Here is a 15,205-nt window from a genome sequence, read left to right as displayed (position 1 = left end):
CTTCGCGAGCAAGCCCGCTCCCACATTGGTTTTGTGTGGATCAAATAGTCACGGAACACCCATGAAACTGCGCCTCGCCCTCACCCTTTCCCTGCTGCCCACCCCTGACCTGCTGGCCGACACCTTCGAGCGTGAGCAGGCGCTGAAGCTGCCCGACATCGTGATCAGCGCCAACCGCCAGGTCGAGGCGCGCAATGACAGCAGCGCCGCCAACACGATCTTCACCCGCGACGACATCGAGCGCCTGCAACCGGCCAGTGTCAGCGACCTGCTCAGCCGCGTGCCGGGGGTGCAAGTCGCGCCGCTGGGGGGACGCGGCAGCCTGCCGGGGATTTACATTCGCGGCACCAAGTCGGCCCAGAGCCTGGTGCTGGTGGACGGCCAGCGCATCGGCAACGCGACCTCCGGCGACAGCAACCTGCAACGCCTGAACATCAATCAGATCGAACGGGTGGAAGTGCTGCGCGGTTCGCGCTCGGTGCTCTATGGCGCCGATGCGGTGGGTGGGGTCATCCAGATCTTTACCCGTCGCGGCCATGACCAGGGCCTGCAACCGCGCGTGCACCTGGGGGTTGGCAGCCACCAGACCTGGGAGCGCAGCCTGGGCCTGTCGGGCGGCGATGAACAGACCCGATTCAACCTCGGCGCCAGCCTGGATGAGTCCGCGGGTGCCAATCGGACCCACGCGTCCTACCCCAGCGACCGCGACGACGATGCCAACCGCAACCAGTCGCTGAGCTTGAGCCTGAGCCATGCCCTGGCCGACGACCTGGAGGTCGGCCTGAACCTGCTGGATAACCGGGGCAAGAGCGAGTACGACAATCCATTCGGCCGCTTCGACCCGGCCACGTTCGAATCACTGCCCCAGCAGCCGTACAGCGAGTTTGCCGTAAGCAGTTTCAGCGGCTACGTGGATGGACGGATCAACGACGCCTGGACATCCCGCCTCGAATGGGGCCACAGCGAGAATCGCGAAAAGACCTTCGACAAGCTCAGCGACGTCCGCGAAGTGTTCAACACCTACCGCGACTCCGTGACCTGGCAGAACGACGTGACGCTGGATGACCACAACAGCCTGATCGTTGGCGGCGACGGCTACGTGGATCGGGTCAACAGCAGCACACCGTTCGACGAGGACAGTCGCTGGAACCGTGCCGCGTTTGTCCAACACCGCTACCAGGCCGAGGCGTTTTCCACCGAACTGGGCCTGCGCCGCGACCAGAACCAGCAGTTCGGCGGCCAGAACAGTTGGAGCGGCACCCTCGCCCTGCCGGTATCGCCGGACAACGACCTGCTGCTGACCTACAGCGAAAGTTTTCGCGCACCGACGTTCAACGACCTGTATTACCCGGACTACAGCAACCCGGACCTCACTCCCGAGGCCGCCAAGAGCTATGAACTGCAATGGCGCAGCCAACTGAGCGAGGACTCCCGCCTGGAGACCTCGCTGTACCGCACCGACCTGGAGGACGCGATCATTTTTGGCAGCCAGTCACGCCCGCAGAACGTGGCTTCGGCGCGGATCAACGGTTTCGAGATGAGCCTGATGCAAGCACTGTTTGGCTGGCAAGGCAACCTGGCCCTGGCCGTCATCGACCCACGGGACCGAGACAGCGGCCACACCCTGGCCCGCCGCGCCCGAAGGACCATGAGCCTGGACCTGGACCGGCAATTCGACCGGCTGAGCCTTGGTGCGACCTGGCAAGCGGTGAGTGGCAGCTACGACGATGAAAACAACCGACATGCGCTGGGCGGCTATGCCCTCCTGGGCTTGCGCAGCAGCTGGGCGCTGAGCCGGGAAGTGAAGCTGGACATGAAGGTGGATAACCTGCTGGACAAGGGCTACAGCCGGGCGCTGTACAACCATGAAGGGGTCGACCATGGGTATCGGGAGGAAGGCCGGACCTGGTTGTTCGGGGTGACTTGGACGCCGGGGCTTTGACCCACAATCGGTAGCGCTTGGCCGGACTCTTCGCGAGCAGGCTCGCTCCCACAGGGTACGCATTCCACCTGTGGGAGCGAGCCCCCTCCCACCGGGTACGCCTTCCATCTGTGGGAGCGAGCCTGCTCGCGAAGGGCGCGCCGCGGTCTATCGGTCCGGCGCAATCAACGCGCACAACCTGGCGGTCGCCTCGATCATCTGCCCACTGGGCCGCTCCAGTCCTTTGTCGGCCACCAGCAACAACCGCCCCTGCGCCACCGGCCAGGCCTTCCAGGCATCGAGCTGCGCCTGTTCCGTGGCCAGGATGGCCTGCGGCTTGCGCTGCAACACCGATTCCACGCTCACTTGCGGCGCCGGCAGGCTGAGGTCGGCGAAGATATTGCGGGCGCCGCACGCGGCCAGGGCATCGCTGATGATCTGCCCACCGCCGACGGTGTACAACGGCCGATCCCAGACCTGATAGAACACCGGCAACGGCGGATCGCGCCGGTAGCGTTGGCGCAGGCCCGCCAGACGCTCGCGCAACTGCGCCGCCCGCCGCACGCCGCGTTCCGGACGGCCAAGCTGCGCGGCGATGGTTTCGATCTGCGCGATCAATTGGTCAAGGTCGTGGGGGTCGGCGACATGGACGGTCATGCCCAGGCCCTTCAGCTGTTCGCGCTGGGCCGGCCCGACACTGCCGGGCCAGAGCAGGAGCAGATCGGGCTTGAGGCTGAGCAGGCGCTCCATGTCCAACTGCCCGTAACGGCCTACCGAAGGCAGGCTCGCCAGCGCGGCGGGACGCTCACCGCCGTCCAGCACCCCCACCAGCAGGTCGGCGGAGTCCAGCTCGACCATGATTTCCGATAATGAAGGCGCCAGGCTGACCACCCGCTGGGCCGCCGGCGTGGAAGCGCTGGCGGCCAGCAGCAGGATCGCCAGCCAGCGACGCATCAGCCGAGCTGGCGCGGGATGCGGTACAGGTAGAACAGCACGGCGGTGGACAACGCCAGCAGCATCAACGGTACCGCTTCGAGGCCGACGAACACCGCCAGCGCCCCGACCCAGGCCGGGAGCGCGGCGACCAGCAGCGCAGCACGCCGACGGGCCGCCAGGGCAATCCAGGCCTGGGGCTCATCCGCCGTGTCGAGGGCCTTCTGGGTGGCGATCAAGGCGTTCTTGTAGGGGCCGAAGAAGCGCAGGCTGACAAACATCGACGCCACGCCCGCGATGAACAGCGGCATCGCCAGCACCGGCAGGATCGCCTCGCCCTGGCCGAAGACCGCATTGATCACGAACAACGGCAGCAAAGCCAGGGCCAGGTACTGCCACCAACTGACGGACAGCCGCCGCCGGACCTGACCCCGCGTCACGCCCGGTCGACCTCGCCCTGGTGCTCGTTGCCCATCATGTGGTCGAGCTTGCTGGCCTTGGTCGCCAGGTACAGTTTGTTGTGGGGGTTATGACCGGTGTGCAGCGGCACGCGCTCGGCCACCACGATGCCCATGTCGGTCAACGCCTTGACCTTGCGCGGGTTGTTGGTCATCAACCGCAGGGAGGTGACGCCCAGGTGTTCGAGCATCGGCTGGCAGATGCTGTAGTCACGCAGGTCGGCGGCGAAGCCGAGGCGCTCGTTGGCCTCGACGGTGTCCGCGCCGCCGTCTTGCAGCTCATAGGCGCGGATCTTGTTCAGCAAGCCAATGCCTCGCCCTTCCTGGCGCAGGTAGAGCAATACGCCACGGCCTTCGCGGGCAATCGCCTGCAAGGCCGCCTCGAGTTGCGAACCGCAATCGCAGCGCTGGCTGAACAAGGCGTCGCCCGTCAGGCATTCGGAATGCAGGCGGCCGAGCACCGGCGCGCCATCGGCGAAATCACCCAGGCTCAGCACGACGTGCTCGCGGCCGGTGGCTTCATCGAGAAAACCATGCATGGTGAATTGCGCAAAGGGCGTTGGCAGCTTGGAAGCGGCAACAAAAACGACAGGCACCGGTGTGCTCCTGATCTAGTACTGGAGTTTCGCAGAGGCGGGCATTGTAACAGCACGTCAAGACGGACGCTTAGGCTGAATTGTCGGGCATCACCATCGAAAAGTTTGATCAAGGTTTCGGTGGGTTGCCATTCTCGTCGAACGGATAGGGTTGTTTCCAACGTTCGAAAATCGGTTTCAACTTGCCGCTCTTGACCAGCACCTCCATGCGCCGGTCGTACAGCGCGCGCAAGGCCCGCCCGCTCTCGGTGTCGGCGAAGCCCAGGTAGAGCGGCAGGTTGATCAGCGGCGAAAGCTTGTACTGCTGGGGATTGTCGGCCTTGGCGAGCACCTGCTGGATCTCCATCAGCGCATCGATATAGAAATCGGCACGGTCATGGGCCAGCATTGGCAGGATTCCCACCGCCCGGTGGATTTCATTGAAGCGGCGGATATTGGGCAGGTAGCTGTTGTATCCGTAGCCACGCATCCACACCAGGCGGTAGTTACCAATGGTCGTCAGCGTGGGTGACGGCTTGGAGGCCAGCCCCAGGGCATAGATGTGATCGACGTCGTAGTGCCAATGGGGGTAGAGCAAGCCTTCGGATTCGTCGCGGTAGGCGCCCACCTGCGCGTCGACTTCACCGCGCTGCACCAACCCGATCGAGCGGGTGTACGGTACGCTGCGGACCTCCAGCTTGACGCCTTCCGGCTCGAAGACCTCGCGCAGGATGTCCCAGGCCATGCCCTGGCCATCGGCCTGGGTGTAATTGGCCCACTCCTCGCTGGCCGTGCGGATCTTGCCCGGCAGCGGCGCCAGGTCGGCCGCCCGCACACCGAGGCAGGCCCCCAGACACAGCAACAGCAGTAGTGCGCGGCTTACGCCCATTCCTGGTTCCCTCAGGTGAAACACCACACCAATCCTTGCATTGCCAGCCAGGCGAAGACCCCGGCCAGGACATCGTCGAGCATGATACCGACCCCTCCGTGTACATGCCGGTCGATCCAGCGGATCGGCCACGGCTTGAGGATATCGAAGAAGCGAAACACCAGGAAACCCGCTACCAGCCAGTACCAGCCTTCCGGCACCAGCCAGAGGGTGATCCACATGCCGACCATTTCGTCCCAGACGATGCCTTCATGATCGTGCACCCGCAGGTCATCCGCCACTTTGCCACAGAGCCAGAAGCCAAACAGCATGGTGATGCCCAGCATCAGCCAGTAGCCCCAGTCCGGCAACATCTGCCACAACGGTATGAAGGGTAGCGCAACCAGCGAGCCCCAGGTGCCCGGAGCCTTGGGCAAGGTACCCGAACCGAAGCCGAATGCCATGAAATGCCAGGGATTGCGCCAGACCGACGGCGGAACGAACTCGGCCGGGACCTGGTTGGGATGATCTGTCACGGTGTCTCCCGAAAATGTTGGTAGCCCCGGACCTGCGGGGTGATGTCTTGTCCGTGGGGGTCGACCAGCGCCACCCCCTGGCCCGCCGCGACGCTGCCGATCACATGGATCGGCCAGCCTTCGGCTTGCAGCGCCGGCAACTCGGTCGGTGGCAGCGTAAACAGCAGCACGTAATCGTCGCCACCACTGAGGGCCGCCTGCGCCGCGTGCGGTGCGCCAAGCAACGCCACTAAAGCCTTGGACAACGGCAGGCGCGCCTGTTCAACCTGAATGGCCACGGCGGAGGCCAGGGCAATATGCCCGCAATCGGCCAGCAGGCCATCGGAGATGTCCATCGCCGCACGGGCCTTGCCCCGCAGCGCCTGGCCCAGCTCGAGTTGCGGCCGGGGTGACCAGTAGTGCGCCAACAGGGGCTCGGCGACAGCGGGATCGGCCGTGCGCTCGCCGAGCACCAGCGGCAAGGCGCCAGCGGCATTGCCCAGTTCGCCGCCGACACAGAGCAGATCGCCTGGCTGCGCGCCACCACGGGTCAGGGCCTGGCCGTTGGGCACCCGGCCAAACACCGTCAGGGTCAGGCTCAACGGCCCCCGCGTGGTGTCGCCGCCCACCAGCGCCACGCCACAGGCCTGGGCCATCTGGTTCAAGCCGCGGGCATAGGCCAGCAGCCAATCGGCGGTCACCGTCGGCAGGGTCAGGGCAAGGGTAAAGGCAACGGGGGTGGCGCCCATGGCGGCCAGGTCGCTGACCGCCACGGCCAGCGAGCGCTGGCCGAGCAGGAACGGGTCGCAAGGGTCTGGAAAATGCACACCGGCCACCAGGGTGTCGGTGGACACCGCCAACTGTTCCCCGGAAGGAACGGCCAGCAAGGCGCAGTCGTCGCCAATCCCCAGCGCAACGCCTTCGCCGCCTTGCGCGCAGGGCGCGGCGGCGAAGTAATTACGGATCAGCTCAAACTCGCCCATCGGGTGCCCTGTCTCACCAACGCTGTTCATTTTCTGGCGGCGCCTGCTGGCGAGACCGGACACGCGGCACAAGCGCCAATCAGCGCTTGAACGCCTTCACTTCAGCTTCACGCAGGCGCGGGGCCAGCTTGTCGAGGACGCCGTTGACGAACTTGTGGCCGTCGGTGGAACCGAAGACCTTCGCCAGCTCGATCCCCTCGTTGATCACCACGCGGTACGGAACGTCGACGCGCTTGAGCAGTTCCCAGGTGGACAGGCGCAAGACCGCCAGTTCGACCGGGTCCAGCTCTTCGATGGTCAGGTCCAGGCACGGCGCGAGCGCGGTGTCGATTTCGGTCTTGAACTGCGGCACCCCGTGGAGGATTTCACGGAAGTAGGCGCCATCGACATCACTGAAATCGTTGTCGACCCGGAACTGCGCTTCGATCTCGTTCAGCGACTGCTTGGCCATGTGCCATTGATACAGCGCCTGGGTCGCGAGCTGACGGGCTTCGCGGCGCTTGGCGCTTTTCGACGGCTTGCCGGCATCGGCGGGCTTGGGATCGCGCGGGTTGAAACGATCGCTTTCGTCGCTAATCACTTGGCCTCCAACTGCGCCAGCAGGCTGACCATTTCCAGGGCGGACAGGGCCGCTTCGGCACCTTTGTTACCGGCCTTGGTGCCGGAACGCTCGATGGCTTGCTCGATGGAATCGACCGTCAGCACGCCGAAGGCGACGGGCACGCCGAACTCCATGGACACCTGGGCCAGCCCCTTGGTGCATTCGCCGGCCACGTATTCGAAGTGCGGGGTACCGCCACGAATGACCGCGCCCAGGGCGATGATCGCTGCATATTCGCCTTTCTGGGCGACTTTCTGCGCAACCAGCGGAATTTCGAAGGCGCCAGGCGCACGGATGATGGTGATGTCGCTTTCGCTCACGCCATGGCGAACCAGGGCATCGACCGCACCGCCAACCAGGCTTTCAACCACGAAGCTGTTGAAACGACCGACTACCAGAGCATAGCGGCCTTTAGGGGCGATGAAGGTACCTTCGATGGTCTTCAGGGTCATTCGTCAGTTCTCTTAAAGAGCCGGAGCGCGTTTGGTACGCGCTCCTCAATGATATTTAGCCACGAATACTGCACCGCAAATCCCGGCATATCGTTCACTTGCACATCTTCTGTGGCGAGGGGATTTATCCCCGTGGGGCTGCAAAGCAGCCCTTTTTTGGGACTGCTGCGCAGTCCAGCGGGGATAAATCCCCTCGCCACGATGATCTGACAAGCCTGAACAATAATGCCGAATCCGCGGGCCATTATTCGGAGGGCACGTATTCTACAACTTCCAGATCGAAACCGGATATCGCATTGAACTTCATCGGTGCGCTCATCAGGCGCATTTTACGCACGCCCAGGTCGCGAAGGATCTGCGAGCCGGCGCCGACGATGCTGTAGGTGGTCGGTTTTTTCACCGCCGTCTGGTCGCCGGTTTCGCGGATGTGCGCCAGCAGCACATCACCATCGAGCGGGTGCCCGAGCAGCAGCACCACCCCGCTGCCAGCCTCGGCCACCGCCGCCATGGCGGCCCGCAGGCTCCAGCGGCCGGGCTGCTTGACCATCAACAGGTCGCGCAGCGGGTCCATGTTGTGTACCCGCACCAGGGTCGGCTCGTCGGCGCAGACGGTGCCCAGGGTCAGGGCCATGTGCACGTCGCCTTCCACCGAATCACGGTAGGTCACCAGGTTGAACTGGCCCAGTTCGCTGTCCAGTGGCTGCTCGGCAATCCGCTGAACGGTACGTTCGTGGATCATCCGGTAGTGGATCAGGTCGGCGATGGTGCCGATCTTGATGTCGTGCTCGGCGGCGAACGCCTCCAGCTCGGCACGACGGGACATGGTGCCGTCGTCGTTCATCACTTCGCAGATCACGCCGCTGGGCTCGAAACCGGCCATGCGCGCCAGGTCGCAAGCCGCTTCGGTGTGGCCGGCGCGGGCCAGGGTGCCGCCGGCCTGGGCCATCAGCGGGAAGATGTGGCCGGGGCTGACGATGTCTTCGGCCTTGGCGTCCCGCGCGGCGGCGGCCTGCACGGTGCGCGCACGGTCGGCGGCGGAGATCCCGGTGGTCACGCCCTCGGCGGCCTCGATGGACACGGTGAACTTGGTGCCGAAGCCGGAACCGTTGCGTGGTGCCATCAGCGGCAGCTTCAGCAATTCGCAGCGCTCGCGGGTCATCGGCATGCAGATCAGGCCACGGGCGTGCTTGGCCATGAAGTTGATGTGCTCGGCCTTGCAGCATTCGGCGGCCATGATCAGGTCGCCTTCGTTCTCGCGGTCTTCGTCATCCATGAGGATGACCATCTTGCCTTGGCGGATGTCTTCGACCAGTTCTTCGATGCTATTGAGCGCCACGCGGCACCCCCTTGGGTCAGGATTTGAGGTAGCCGTTGGCGGCCAGGAAGCTTTCGGTGATGTTGCCGGCCGAGGGCTGTGCGGCCTTGTCGCCCAACAGCAGGCGCTCCAGGTAACGGGCCAGCAAGTCGACTTCCAGGTTGACCCGGCGACCTGGCCGGTACGAGGCCATGATGGTTTCGCTCAGGGTATGGGGAATGATCGTCAGCAGGAATTCGGCGCCATCCACCGCGTTGACCGTCAGGCTGGTGCCGTCGACGGTGATCGAGCCCTTGTGGGCAATGTACTTGGCCAGTTCCTTCGGCGCGCGGATGCGAAATTCCACGGCCCGGGCGTTATCCGTGCGCGAGACCACTTCACCGACGCCGTCCACGTGGCCGCTGACCAGGTGCCCGCCCAAGCGAGTGGTGGGGGTCAGGGCTTTTTCCAGGTTGACCGGGCTGCCGCTCTTGAGGTCGTTCATGGCCGTGCAGTCGAGGGTTTCGCGGCTGACGTCCGCCAGGAAACCGTTGCCTGGCAATTCGACGGCGGTCAGGCACACGCCGTTGACCGCGATGCTGTCGCCCAACTTGACGTCGCCCAGGTCGAGCTTGCCGGTTTCGACATGGACCCGCACATCGCCGCCCTTGGGGGTGAGTGCACGGATACTGCCGATGGATTCGATGATGCCGGTAAACATGGGGTCCTCCTCGAGAACGGGCCGCCGCTTGCGCGAAAGCCGGGAATTATACGCTGGCCGGGGACGCGGGGATGGCGATGACTCGCCAGTCATCGCCCACGGCGCGGATTTCAGTGATGTTCAGTTCCGGGGCGTCCTTCATCTGCGCCAGCGGCCAGTCCAGCAGCGGTCGCGCGCAAGAGCCCAGGAACTTGCCGGCGATGAAAATCTGGAATTCGTCGACCAACCCTTGCCGGGCGAAGGCCCCCGCCAGGCGCGGGCCGGCTTCCACCAGCACTTCGTTGACGCCACGGGCGGCCAGCGCCACCAACAGGCGATGCAAGTCGACCTGGCCATCATCGCCCGCCACGATCATGCATTCGGGACCGTTGGCGTATTGTTCCTCGACCGCCATGCAGGTCGCCACCAACGCCGGGCCAGCCTTGAAAAACGCCGCATCCAATGGCACCCGCAGGCGCCCGTCCACCAGCACCCGCAACGGCGGACGGCTCATGGCCAGCGCGGTCTGCTCGGCATCGAGCCCCAGCTCATCGGCGCGCACGGTCAGCCGGGCGTTGTCCGCCAGCACCGTGTCGGCGCCGGTCAGCACCACGCTGGCCTGGGCCCGCAGGCGCTGAACCGCCGAGCGGGCGGCCGGGCCGGTGATCCACTGGCTCTCGCCACTTTCCATGGCGGTGCGGCCATCGAGGCTCATGGCGAGCTTGACCCGCACGAATGGCAGGCCGTGCTCCATGCGCTTGAGAAAACCTTCATTGAGCTTGCGCGCCTCGCCCTCCAGCACGCCGCTCTCGATAGCGATGCCAGCCTGGGCCAGCCGTTGCAGGCCGCGCCCGGCGACTTCCGGGTTGGGGTCCTGCATCGCCGCGACCACCCGGGCCACGCCGGCGTTCACCAGCGCGTCGGCACACGGCGGTGTACGCCCATGGTGGCTGCACGGTTCGAGGGTCACGTAGGCGGTGGCGCCCCGGGCCAATTCACCGGCGGCGCGCAAGGCATGGACTTCGGCGTGGGGTTCGCCGGCGCGGATGTGCCAGCCCTCGCCGACCACCTGCCCATCCCGCACGATCACGCACCCGACCCGGGGATTGGGGTGGGTGGTGTAGCGACCGCGCCGCGCCAACTCCAGGGCGCGGGCCATGTAGTGGGCGTCGAGGACGGCCTGCTGCGCCGCGCCGGTCATTCCTTCACCGGTTCGCGGGCCAGGCGGTCGATTTCCTCGCGGAACTCGTTCAGGTCCTGGAAGCGCCGGTACACCGAGGCGAAACGGATGTAGGCGACTTCGTCGAGCTTTTGCAGCTCGGCCATCACCAGTTCACCCACCACCAGGGATTTGACCTCGCGCTCGCCCGTGGCTCGCAGCTTGTGCTTGATGTGCACCAGCGCCGCTTCCAGGCGCTCGACGCTCACCGGGCGTTTTTCCAGGGCGCGCTGCATGCCGGCGCGCAGTTTGTCTTCGTCGAACGGCTGGCGACTGCCGTCGGTTTTGATCAGGCGCGGCAACACCAGTTCAGCGGTCTCGAACGTGGTGAAACGTTCGCCGCAGGCCAGGCATTCGCGCCGGCGGCGGACCTGTTCGCCCTCGGCGACCAGTCGCGAGTCGATGACCTTGGTGTCGTTGGCACCGCAGAAGGGACAGTGCATGGTGGCAGGCAACAAAAAAAGGGAGGGCCATGGTAGCGCATCCCACTGGCAAGACAAGCCATAGGGTTTACGGTATACAGACGGGCTTACCGTCTGATCCATGGAATTTACCTTGCTGGAGCCACACATGCCGCTACGATCGCTCGTTTTGCTCAGTCTTTTCAGCCTGCTGATGGCGTGCAGCAGCGATGCCCCCAAACCCGCCGCACCCGCCCCGGCCCCCGCGCCGAAACAGGCCCAGGAAAAGGCCCGCCAGGCCGCCGAGCTGGGCCCGCTGCCCGCCTACCAGCGTGAGTTGAGCGGCACCTTGCAAGGCGTGCCGGCCGGTGCCGAAGTCGAACTGGCGCTGCTGGTGATCGATGACAAGGACCGCCCACAACAATTGCTCGCCAGCTCCAGCCTGATCGGCACCAACCAGGCCCTGCCCTTCCACCTGCGCTTCAACCCGGAAGCGTTTCCGGTCGGTGCCCGCGTGGAACTGCGCGGGCGCGCCAGCCAGTCGGGCCAGTTGATCCTGCATTTGCCGGAACAACGCATTACCCAGCCGACCACCCAGGCCTTGGGCGCCTTGCAATTTGTCAAAGCGCCATGACGGCACCGCAGGACCTGCAGCACGCATTGGCGGGGCTGCTGGGCGATGCGCGCCTGGTGGCCTGCCCGTTGCCCGGCACAGACTTGAAACTGTGGCTGATCGACGGCGACAACATGGACCGCGCCTTCAGCCCGGAAGAAACCCGGCGCATCCTCCACGAACCGCCCTATTGGAGTTTCTGCTGGGCCAGTGGCCTGGCGCTGGCCCGTTACCTGGCCGAGCGACCGCAGTGGGTCGCGGGCAAGCGCGTGCTGGACTTTGGCGCCGGCTCCGGCGTGGCCGGCATCGCGGCGGTCAAGGCAGGGGCGCTGGAGGTGGTGGCCTGCGACCTGGACCCACTGGCGCTTGCGGCGTGCCGGGCCAATGCCCAGCTCAATGGGGTGACGCTGGCCTATTCCGCCGACTTTTTTGCCGAAGCGGATCGCTTTGACCTGGTCCTGGTGGCCGATGTGCTCTACGACCGCAGCAACCTGCCGTTGCTCGATCATTTCCTCAGCCGTGGCCGCGAAGCCCTGGTGGCCGACTCCCGGGTCCGGGATTTCCAGCATCCGCTGTACCGGCGCATCGAAATGCTGGAAGCCATGACGTTGCCGGACTTGGCTGAGCCGGAAGAGTTTCGGCATGTGAGCCTGTACCACGCGCGGCGCAGCTAGATAAAAAGCTTCGCGAGCAAGCCCGCTCCCACAGTCGATCTCCTGTGGGTGCAAAATTCGTGTTCACCACAAATCCCATGTGGGAGCGGGCTTGCTCGCGAAAGCGTCCTGCCAGACACCACAAGACGAAAGACCTCCCCGGCTTTCAGCCACCCCCCACCAAGCCTTATAGTTGCCCCATTCAAGCGCTCTACGAGATTGCCCATGACTCAGGAAACGCCCTACATCTTCGACGCCACCACCGCCGATTTCGACCAGTCGGTGATCGCCAACTCTTTCCACAAACCGGTACTGGTGGATTTCTGGGCCGAGTGGTGTGCGCCGTGCAAGGCCCTGATGCCGATGCTGCAAACCATTGCCGAGAGTTACCAGGGTGGACTGCTGCTGGCCAAGGTCAACTGCGACATCGAGCAGGACATCGTCGCCCGCTTCGGCATTCGCAGCCTGCCGACGGTGGTGCTGTTCAAGGATGGCCAGCCCGTGGATGGCTTTGCCGGGGCCCAACCGGAATCCGCCGTGCGGGCGATGCTCGAACCTCACGTGCAGATGCCACCGCCGGCCGCCGCCGATCCGTTCGAACAGGCCCAGGCGCTGTTCGACGACGGTCGTTTCGCCGACGCCGAAGCCCTGCTCACGGTGTTGCTGGGCGAAGACAACACCAACGCCAAGGCGCTGATCCTCTATGCCCGCTGCCTGACCGAGCGCGGCGAACTGGGCGAAGCGCAGACCGTGCTCGACGCGGTGAAAAGCGACGAGCACAAGGCCGCCCTCGCTGGCGCCAAGGCGCAGATCCAGTTCCTCGGCCTGGCCAGGAACCTGCCGGACGCCGCCGACCTCAAGGCCCGCCTGGCGAAGGACCCGCAGGACGACGAAGCGGTGTACCAACTGGCGATCCAGCAACTGGCGCGCCAGCAGTACGAACCGGCCCTCGATGCGTTGCTCAAGTTGTTCATGCGCAACCGCAGCTACAGCGAAGGCCTGCCGCACAAGACACTGCTGCAGGTGTTCGAACTGCTGGGCAACGATCATCCGCTGGTGACCACCTACCGCCGCAAACTGTTTGCCGCGTTGTATTAAGCCTCAGGCCCGGCCCAGCGATAGAGCGGTGTATCGCCGCCGCTCAGTACCTTGACCTCGGCACAATGGCGCAACCGCACCAACAGGCGCTTGCCCGCCGAGGCGCTGCCGGTCAGGCCTTCAAGCTGTTCCAGCAGGTCCGGGCCGCTCAGTTGCCCGGCGTTGCGCAACAGTTCCTTGGCGACCTGCCACTGGGCATCGTCCTGATTGGCCGGCTTGGCCGGCACTGGCGCCGCCTCGGCGGGCTTGATCGCCTGCAACTGCGCGCCGAGCTGCGCCCAATCGCCCTCATCCATGTCGATCGCCAGGTCCACCGGCCAGTCACCGACCGTTCCGCGTATCCGCAACATCACTGTGCTCCTGAATATTTCATGTGCCCATGCTCCCATGGGCCTTGCGCGACGCCAAGCAGCCGGTCAAACTCTGCGCACTTTCGTTATAAGATTACATAACTTTTCACGGAGACTCGTCATGCGCCGTCTGCTTCTCGCTTTGCCGTTCGCCCTGCTGCCATTGGCTGTCGCTCATGGGGCGGTGGAACATGATCATGACCATGAGCACGGCAGCCTCGGTGCCCACGAACACGGGGTCGCCCGCCTCAACGCCTCGCTGGACGGCCAGACCCTGGAGTTGGAACTCGACAGCCCGGCGATGAACCTGGTGGGCTTCGAACACGCCGCCACCAGCGATGCCGACAAGGCCAAGGTGGCCGCTGTCCGGGCGAAGTTGGAAAAGCCCGCGGCGCTGATCAATCTGGCCGATGCCAAATGCACCTTGGAGCAGCAGGAACTGGAAAGCCCGCTGTTCGGCGACGAACCGGACCACGAAGAGCATGCCGATGATGATGACGACGAGCACCACGAACATAGTGAAATCCACGCCCACTACCAATTCCGTTGCGTCGCGCCTGGTGCCTTGACCCATCTGGACCTGGCCCCCTTGTTCAAGACCTTCCCGGCCACCCAGAAAATCCTGGTGCAACTGATCGGCCCGAGCGGCCAGCAAGGTGGGGAAGTGACAGCCAAGGCGCCCGCCTTGAAATTCTGATTCACCGCAACACTCAATGTGGGAACAAGCCTCGTGGGAGCAAAGCTTGCTCGCGATAGCGGTCCGACTGTCGACATCCAGGCTGAATGTTACGGCCTCATCGCGAGCAAGCTGTGCTCCCACAGATATTCCACAGGTGTTCCATTACCTTGAAGCGGCAAACATGACCCAAGCACTCATCGAACTGTCCGACCTGGGTTTCAGCTGGCCCGGGCATCCGCTGCTGCTGGATATCCCGGCGTTTCGCCTGGAGGGCGGCGAGACGGTATTCCTCAAGGGCCCGAGCGGCAGCGGCAAGACCACCCTGCTGGGCTTGCTCGGCGGCGTGCAGACACCGGACCGCGGCTGCATCCGCCTGCTCGGCCAGGACCTCAGCGAACTGGGCGCGGGGAGCCGCGACCGGTTTCGCGTGGACCACACCGGCTATATCTTCCAACAGTTCAACCTGCTGCCGTTTCTTTCGGTGCGGGAAAACGTCGAGCTGCCCTGCCACTTTTCCAAACTGCGCGCGCAGAGGGCCATCCAGCGCCATGGCAGCGTCGATCAAGCCGCCGCCACGCTGCTGGCCCACCTGGGCTTGACCGATCCGAACCTGTTGGAGCGCCGCGCCGACTCGCTGTCCATCGGCCAGCAACAACGGGTCGCCGCCGCCCGGGCGTTGATCGGCCAACCGGAGCTGGTGATCGCCGACGAACCCACCTCGGCCCTGGATTACGACGCCCGGGAAAACTTCCTGCGGTTGTTGTTCGCCGAATGCCGCGAAGCCGGCTCCAGCCTGTTGTTCGTCAGCCACGACCAGAGCCTGGCGCCGCTGTTCGACCGCAACCTCTCGCTGGCCGATCTCAATCGTGCCGCCACGCCTGTCGAGGTCTGA

At 64.9% G+C, this 15,205-nt stretch carries 19 protein-coding genes; 6 read left to right on the top strand and 13 right to left on the bottom strand.

Features of this window, described 5'->3' with window-relative positions; genetic code table 11:
* Positions 1-61 precede the first annotated feature (61 nt).
* On the top strand, positions 62-1,942 hold the full coding sequence (locus Q6A48_RS18365) for a TonB-dependent receptor domain-containing protein (protein WP_304555621.1): 1,881 nt from the start codon (positions 62-64) through the stop codon (positions 1,940-1,942).
* Between the two features lie 147 nt (positions 1,943-2,089).
* On the opposite strand, the gene Q6A48_RS18360 is transcribed toward Q6A48_RS18365, so the two are convergent.
* From Q6A48_RS18360 to nrdR, 12 genes are all read right to left on the bottom strand, one after another.
* Positions 2,090-2,875 (bottom strand): cobalamin-binding protein, encoded by a 786-nt coding sequence (locus tag Q6A48_RS18360; RefSeq protein ID WP_304555620.1) that lies wholly within the window; start codon positions 2,873-2,875, stop codon positions 2,090-2,092.
* Positions 2,875-3,294: an MFS transporter gene (locus tag Q6A48_RS18355; RefSeq protein WP_304555619.1), complete on the bottom strand. Its 420-nt coding sequence runs from the start codon at positions 3,292-3,294 to the stop codon at positions 2,875-2,877. Before Q6A48_RS18355 ends, Q6A48_RS18360 begins: the two co-directional genes overlap by 1 nt.
* On the bottom strand, positions 3,291-3,908 hold the full coding sequence (gene ribA / locus Q6A48_RS18350; protein ID WP_304555618.1) for a GTP cyclohydrolase II: 618 nt from the start codon (positions 3,906-3,908) through the stop codon (positions 3,291-3,293). Before ribA ends, Q6A48_RS18355 begins: the two co-directional genes overlap by 4 nt.
* Before the next feature lie 109 nt (positions 3,909-4,017).
* Positions 4,018-4,776 (bottom strand): substrate-binding periplasmic protein, encoded by a 759-nt coding sequence (locus tag Q6A48_RS18345; RefSeq protein WP_304555617.1) that lies wholly within the window; start codon positions 4,774-4,776, stop codon positions 4,018-4,020.
* Positions 4,777-4,787: 11 nt separating this feature from the next.
* The gene (locus Q6A48_RS18340; protein WP_304555615.1) at positions 4,788-5,291 is read right to left on the bottom strand and encodes a phosphatidylglycerophosphatase A family protein; all 504 of its coding nucleotides are present in this window, start codon (positions 5,289-5,291) and stop codon (positions 4,788-4,790) included.
* The gene (gene thiL / locus Q6A48_RS18335; protein WP_304555661.1) at positions 5,288-6,253 is read right to left on the bottom strand and encodes a thiamine-phosphate kinase; all 966 of its coding nucleotides are present in this window, start codon (positions 6,251-6,253) and stop codon (positions 5,288-5,290) included. The genes Q6A48_RS18340 and thiL overlap by 4 nt, the downstream gene beginning before the upstream one ends.
* Before the next feature lie 79 nt (positions 6,254-6,332).
* The gene (nusB, locus tag Q6A48_RS18330; protein ID WP_042729444.1) at positions 6,333-6,833 is read right to left on the bottom strand and encodes a transcription antitermination factor NusB; all 501 of its coding nucleotides are present in this window, start codon (positions 6,831-6,833) and stop codon (positions 6,333-6,335) included.
* Entirely contained in the window at positions 6,830-7,306 is a 477-nt protein-coding gene (gene ribH, locus Q6A48_RS18325; RefSeq protein ID WP_003206025.1) for a 6,7-dimethyl-8-ribityllumazine synthase, read from the bottom strand. The genes nusB and ribH overlap by 4 nt, the downstream gene beginning before the upstream one ends.
* A gap of 244 nt (positions 7,307-7,550) precedes the next feature.
* Positions 7,551-8,642, bottom strand: a complete 1,092-nt coding sequence (gene ribBA, locus Q6A48_RS18320; protein WP_304555611.1) for a bifunctional 3,4-dihydroxy-2-butanone-4-phosphate synthase/GTP cyclohydrolase II — start codon at positions 8,640-8,642, stop codon at positions 7,551-7,553.
* A 16-nt stretch (positions 8,643-8,658) separates the two neighbouring features.
* Positions 8,659-9,321 (bottom strand): riboflavin synthase, encoded by a 663-nt coding sequence (locus Q6A48_RS18315; protein ID WP_304555610.1) that lies wholly within the window; start codon positions 9,319-9,321, stop codon positions 8,659-8,661.
* Positions 9,322-9,367: 46 nt separating this feature from the next.
* The gene (gene ribD, locus Q6A48_RS18310; RefSeq protein WP_304555609.1) at positions 9,368-10,501 is read right to left on the bottom strand and encodes a bifunctional diaminohydroxyphosphoribosylaminopyrimidine deaminase/5-amino-6-(5-phosphoribosylamino)uracil reductase RibD; all 1,134 of its coding nucleotides are present in this window, start codon (positions 10,499-10,501) and stop codon (positions 9,368-9,370) included.
* Positions 10,498-10,962, bottom strand: a complete 465-nt coding sequence (gene nrdR / locus Q6A48_RS18305; RefSeq protein ID WP_024778359.1) for a transcriptional regulator NrdR — start codon at positions 10,960-10,962, stop codon at positions 10,498-10,500. Before nrdR ends, ribD begins: the two co-directional genes overlap by 4 nt.
* 127 nt (positions 10,963-11,089) lie before the next feature.
* Between nrdR and Q6A48_RS18300 the strand changes: the two genes are divergently transcribed.
* The 3 genes from Q6A48_RS18300 (at position 11,090) to trxA (ending at position 13,284) form a co-directional block, all read left to right on the top strand.
* Positions 11,090-11,554, top strand: a complete 465-nt coding sequence (locus Q6A48_RS18300) for a YbaY family lipoprotein (protein ID WP_042729448.1) — start codon at positions 11,090-11,092, stop codon at positions 11,552-11,554.
* Positions 11,551-12,207, top strand: coding sequence for a class I SAM-dependent methyltransferase (locus Q6A48_RS18295; RefSeq protein WP_304555608.1), 657 nt, complete (start codon positions 11,551-11,553; stop codon positions 12,205-12,207). Before Q6A48_RS18300 ends, Q6A48_RS18295 begins: the two co-directional genes overlap by 4 nt.
* A gap of 204 nt (positions 12,208-12,411) precedes the next feature.
* Positions 12,412-13,284 (top strand): thioredoxin, encoded by an 873-nt coding sequence (gene trxA, locus Q6A48_RS18290; protein WP_304555607.1) that lies wholly within the window; start codon positions 12,412-12,414, stop codon positions 13,282-13,284.
* Here the strand turns inward: trxA and Q6A48_RS18285 are convergent.
* Positions 13,281-13,634: a hypothetical protein gene (locus tag Q6A48_RS18285; protein WP_304555606.1), complete on the bottom strand. Its 354-nt coding sequence runs from the start codon at positions 13,632-13,634 to the stop codon at positions 13,281-13,283. The two genes, trxA and Q6A48_RS18285, sit on opposite strands and share 4 nt — an antisense overlap.
* Positions 13,635-13,755: 121 nt before the next feature.
* On the opposite strand from Q6A48_RS18285, the gene Q6A48_RS18280 reads away from it, so the two are divergent.
* Both Q6A48_RS18280 and Q6A48_RS18275 read left to right on the top strand, forming a co-directional pair.
* The gene (locus Q6A48_RS18280) at positions 13,756-14,331 is read left to right on the top strand and encodes a DUF2796 domain-containing protein (protein ID WP_304555605.1); all 576 of its coding nucleotides are present in this window, start codon (positions 13,756-13,758) and stop codon (positions 14,329-14,331) included.
* 163 nt (positions 14,332-14,494) lie between these two features.
* Positions 14,495-15,205, top strand: coding sequence for an ABC transporter ATP-binding protein (locus Q6A48_RS18275; RefSeq protein WP_304555604.1), 711 nt, complete (start codon positions 14,495-14,497; stop codon positions 15,203-15,205).

Origin of the sequence: Pseudomonas citrullilanati, from assembly GCF_030580855.1 — a bacterium.
GTDB classification, from domain to species: domain Bacteria; phylum Pseudomonadota; class Gammaproteobacteria; order Pseudomonadales; family Pseudomonadaceae; genus Aquipseudomonas; species Aquipseudomonas citrulli.
Note: the sequence above shows the minus strand (reverse complement) of the source record. Positions and strands in the feature narration are given on the sequence as shown.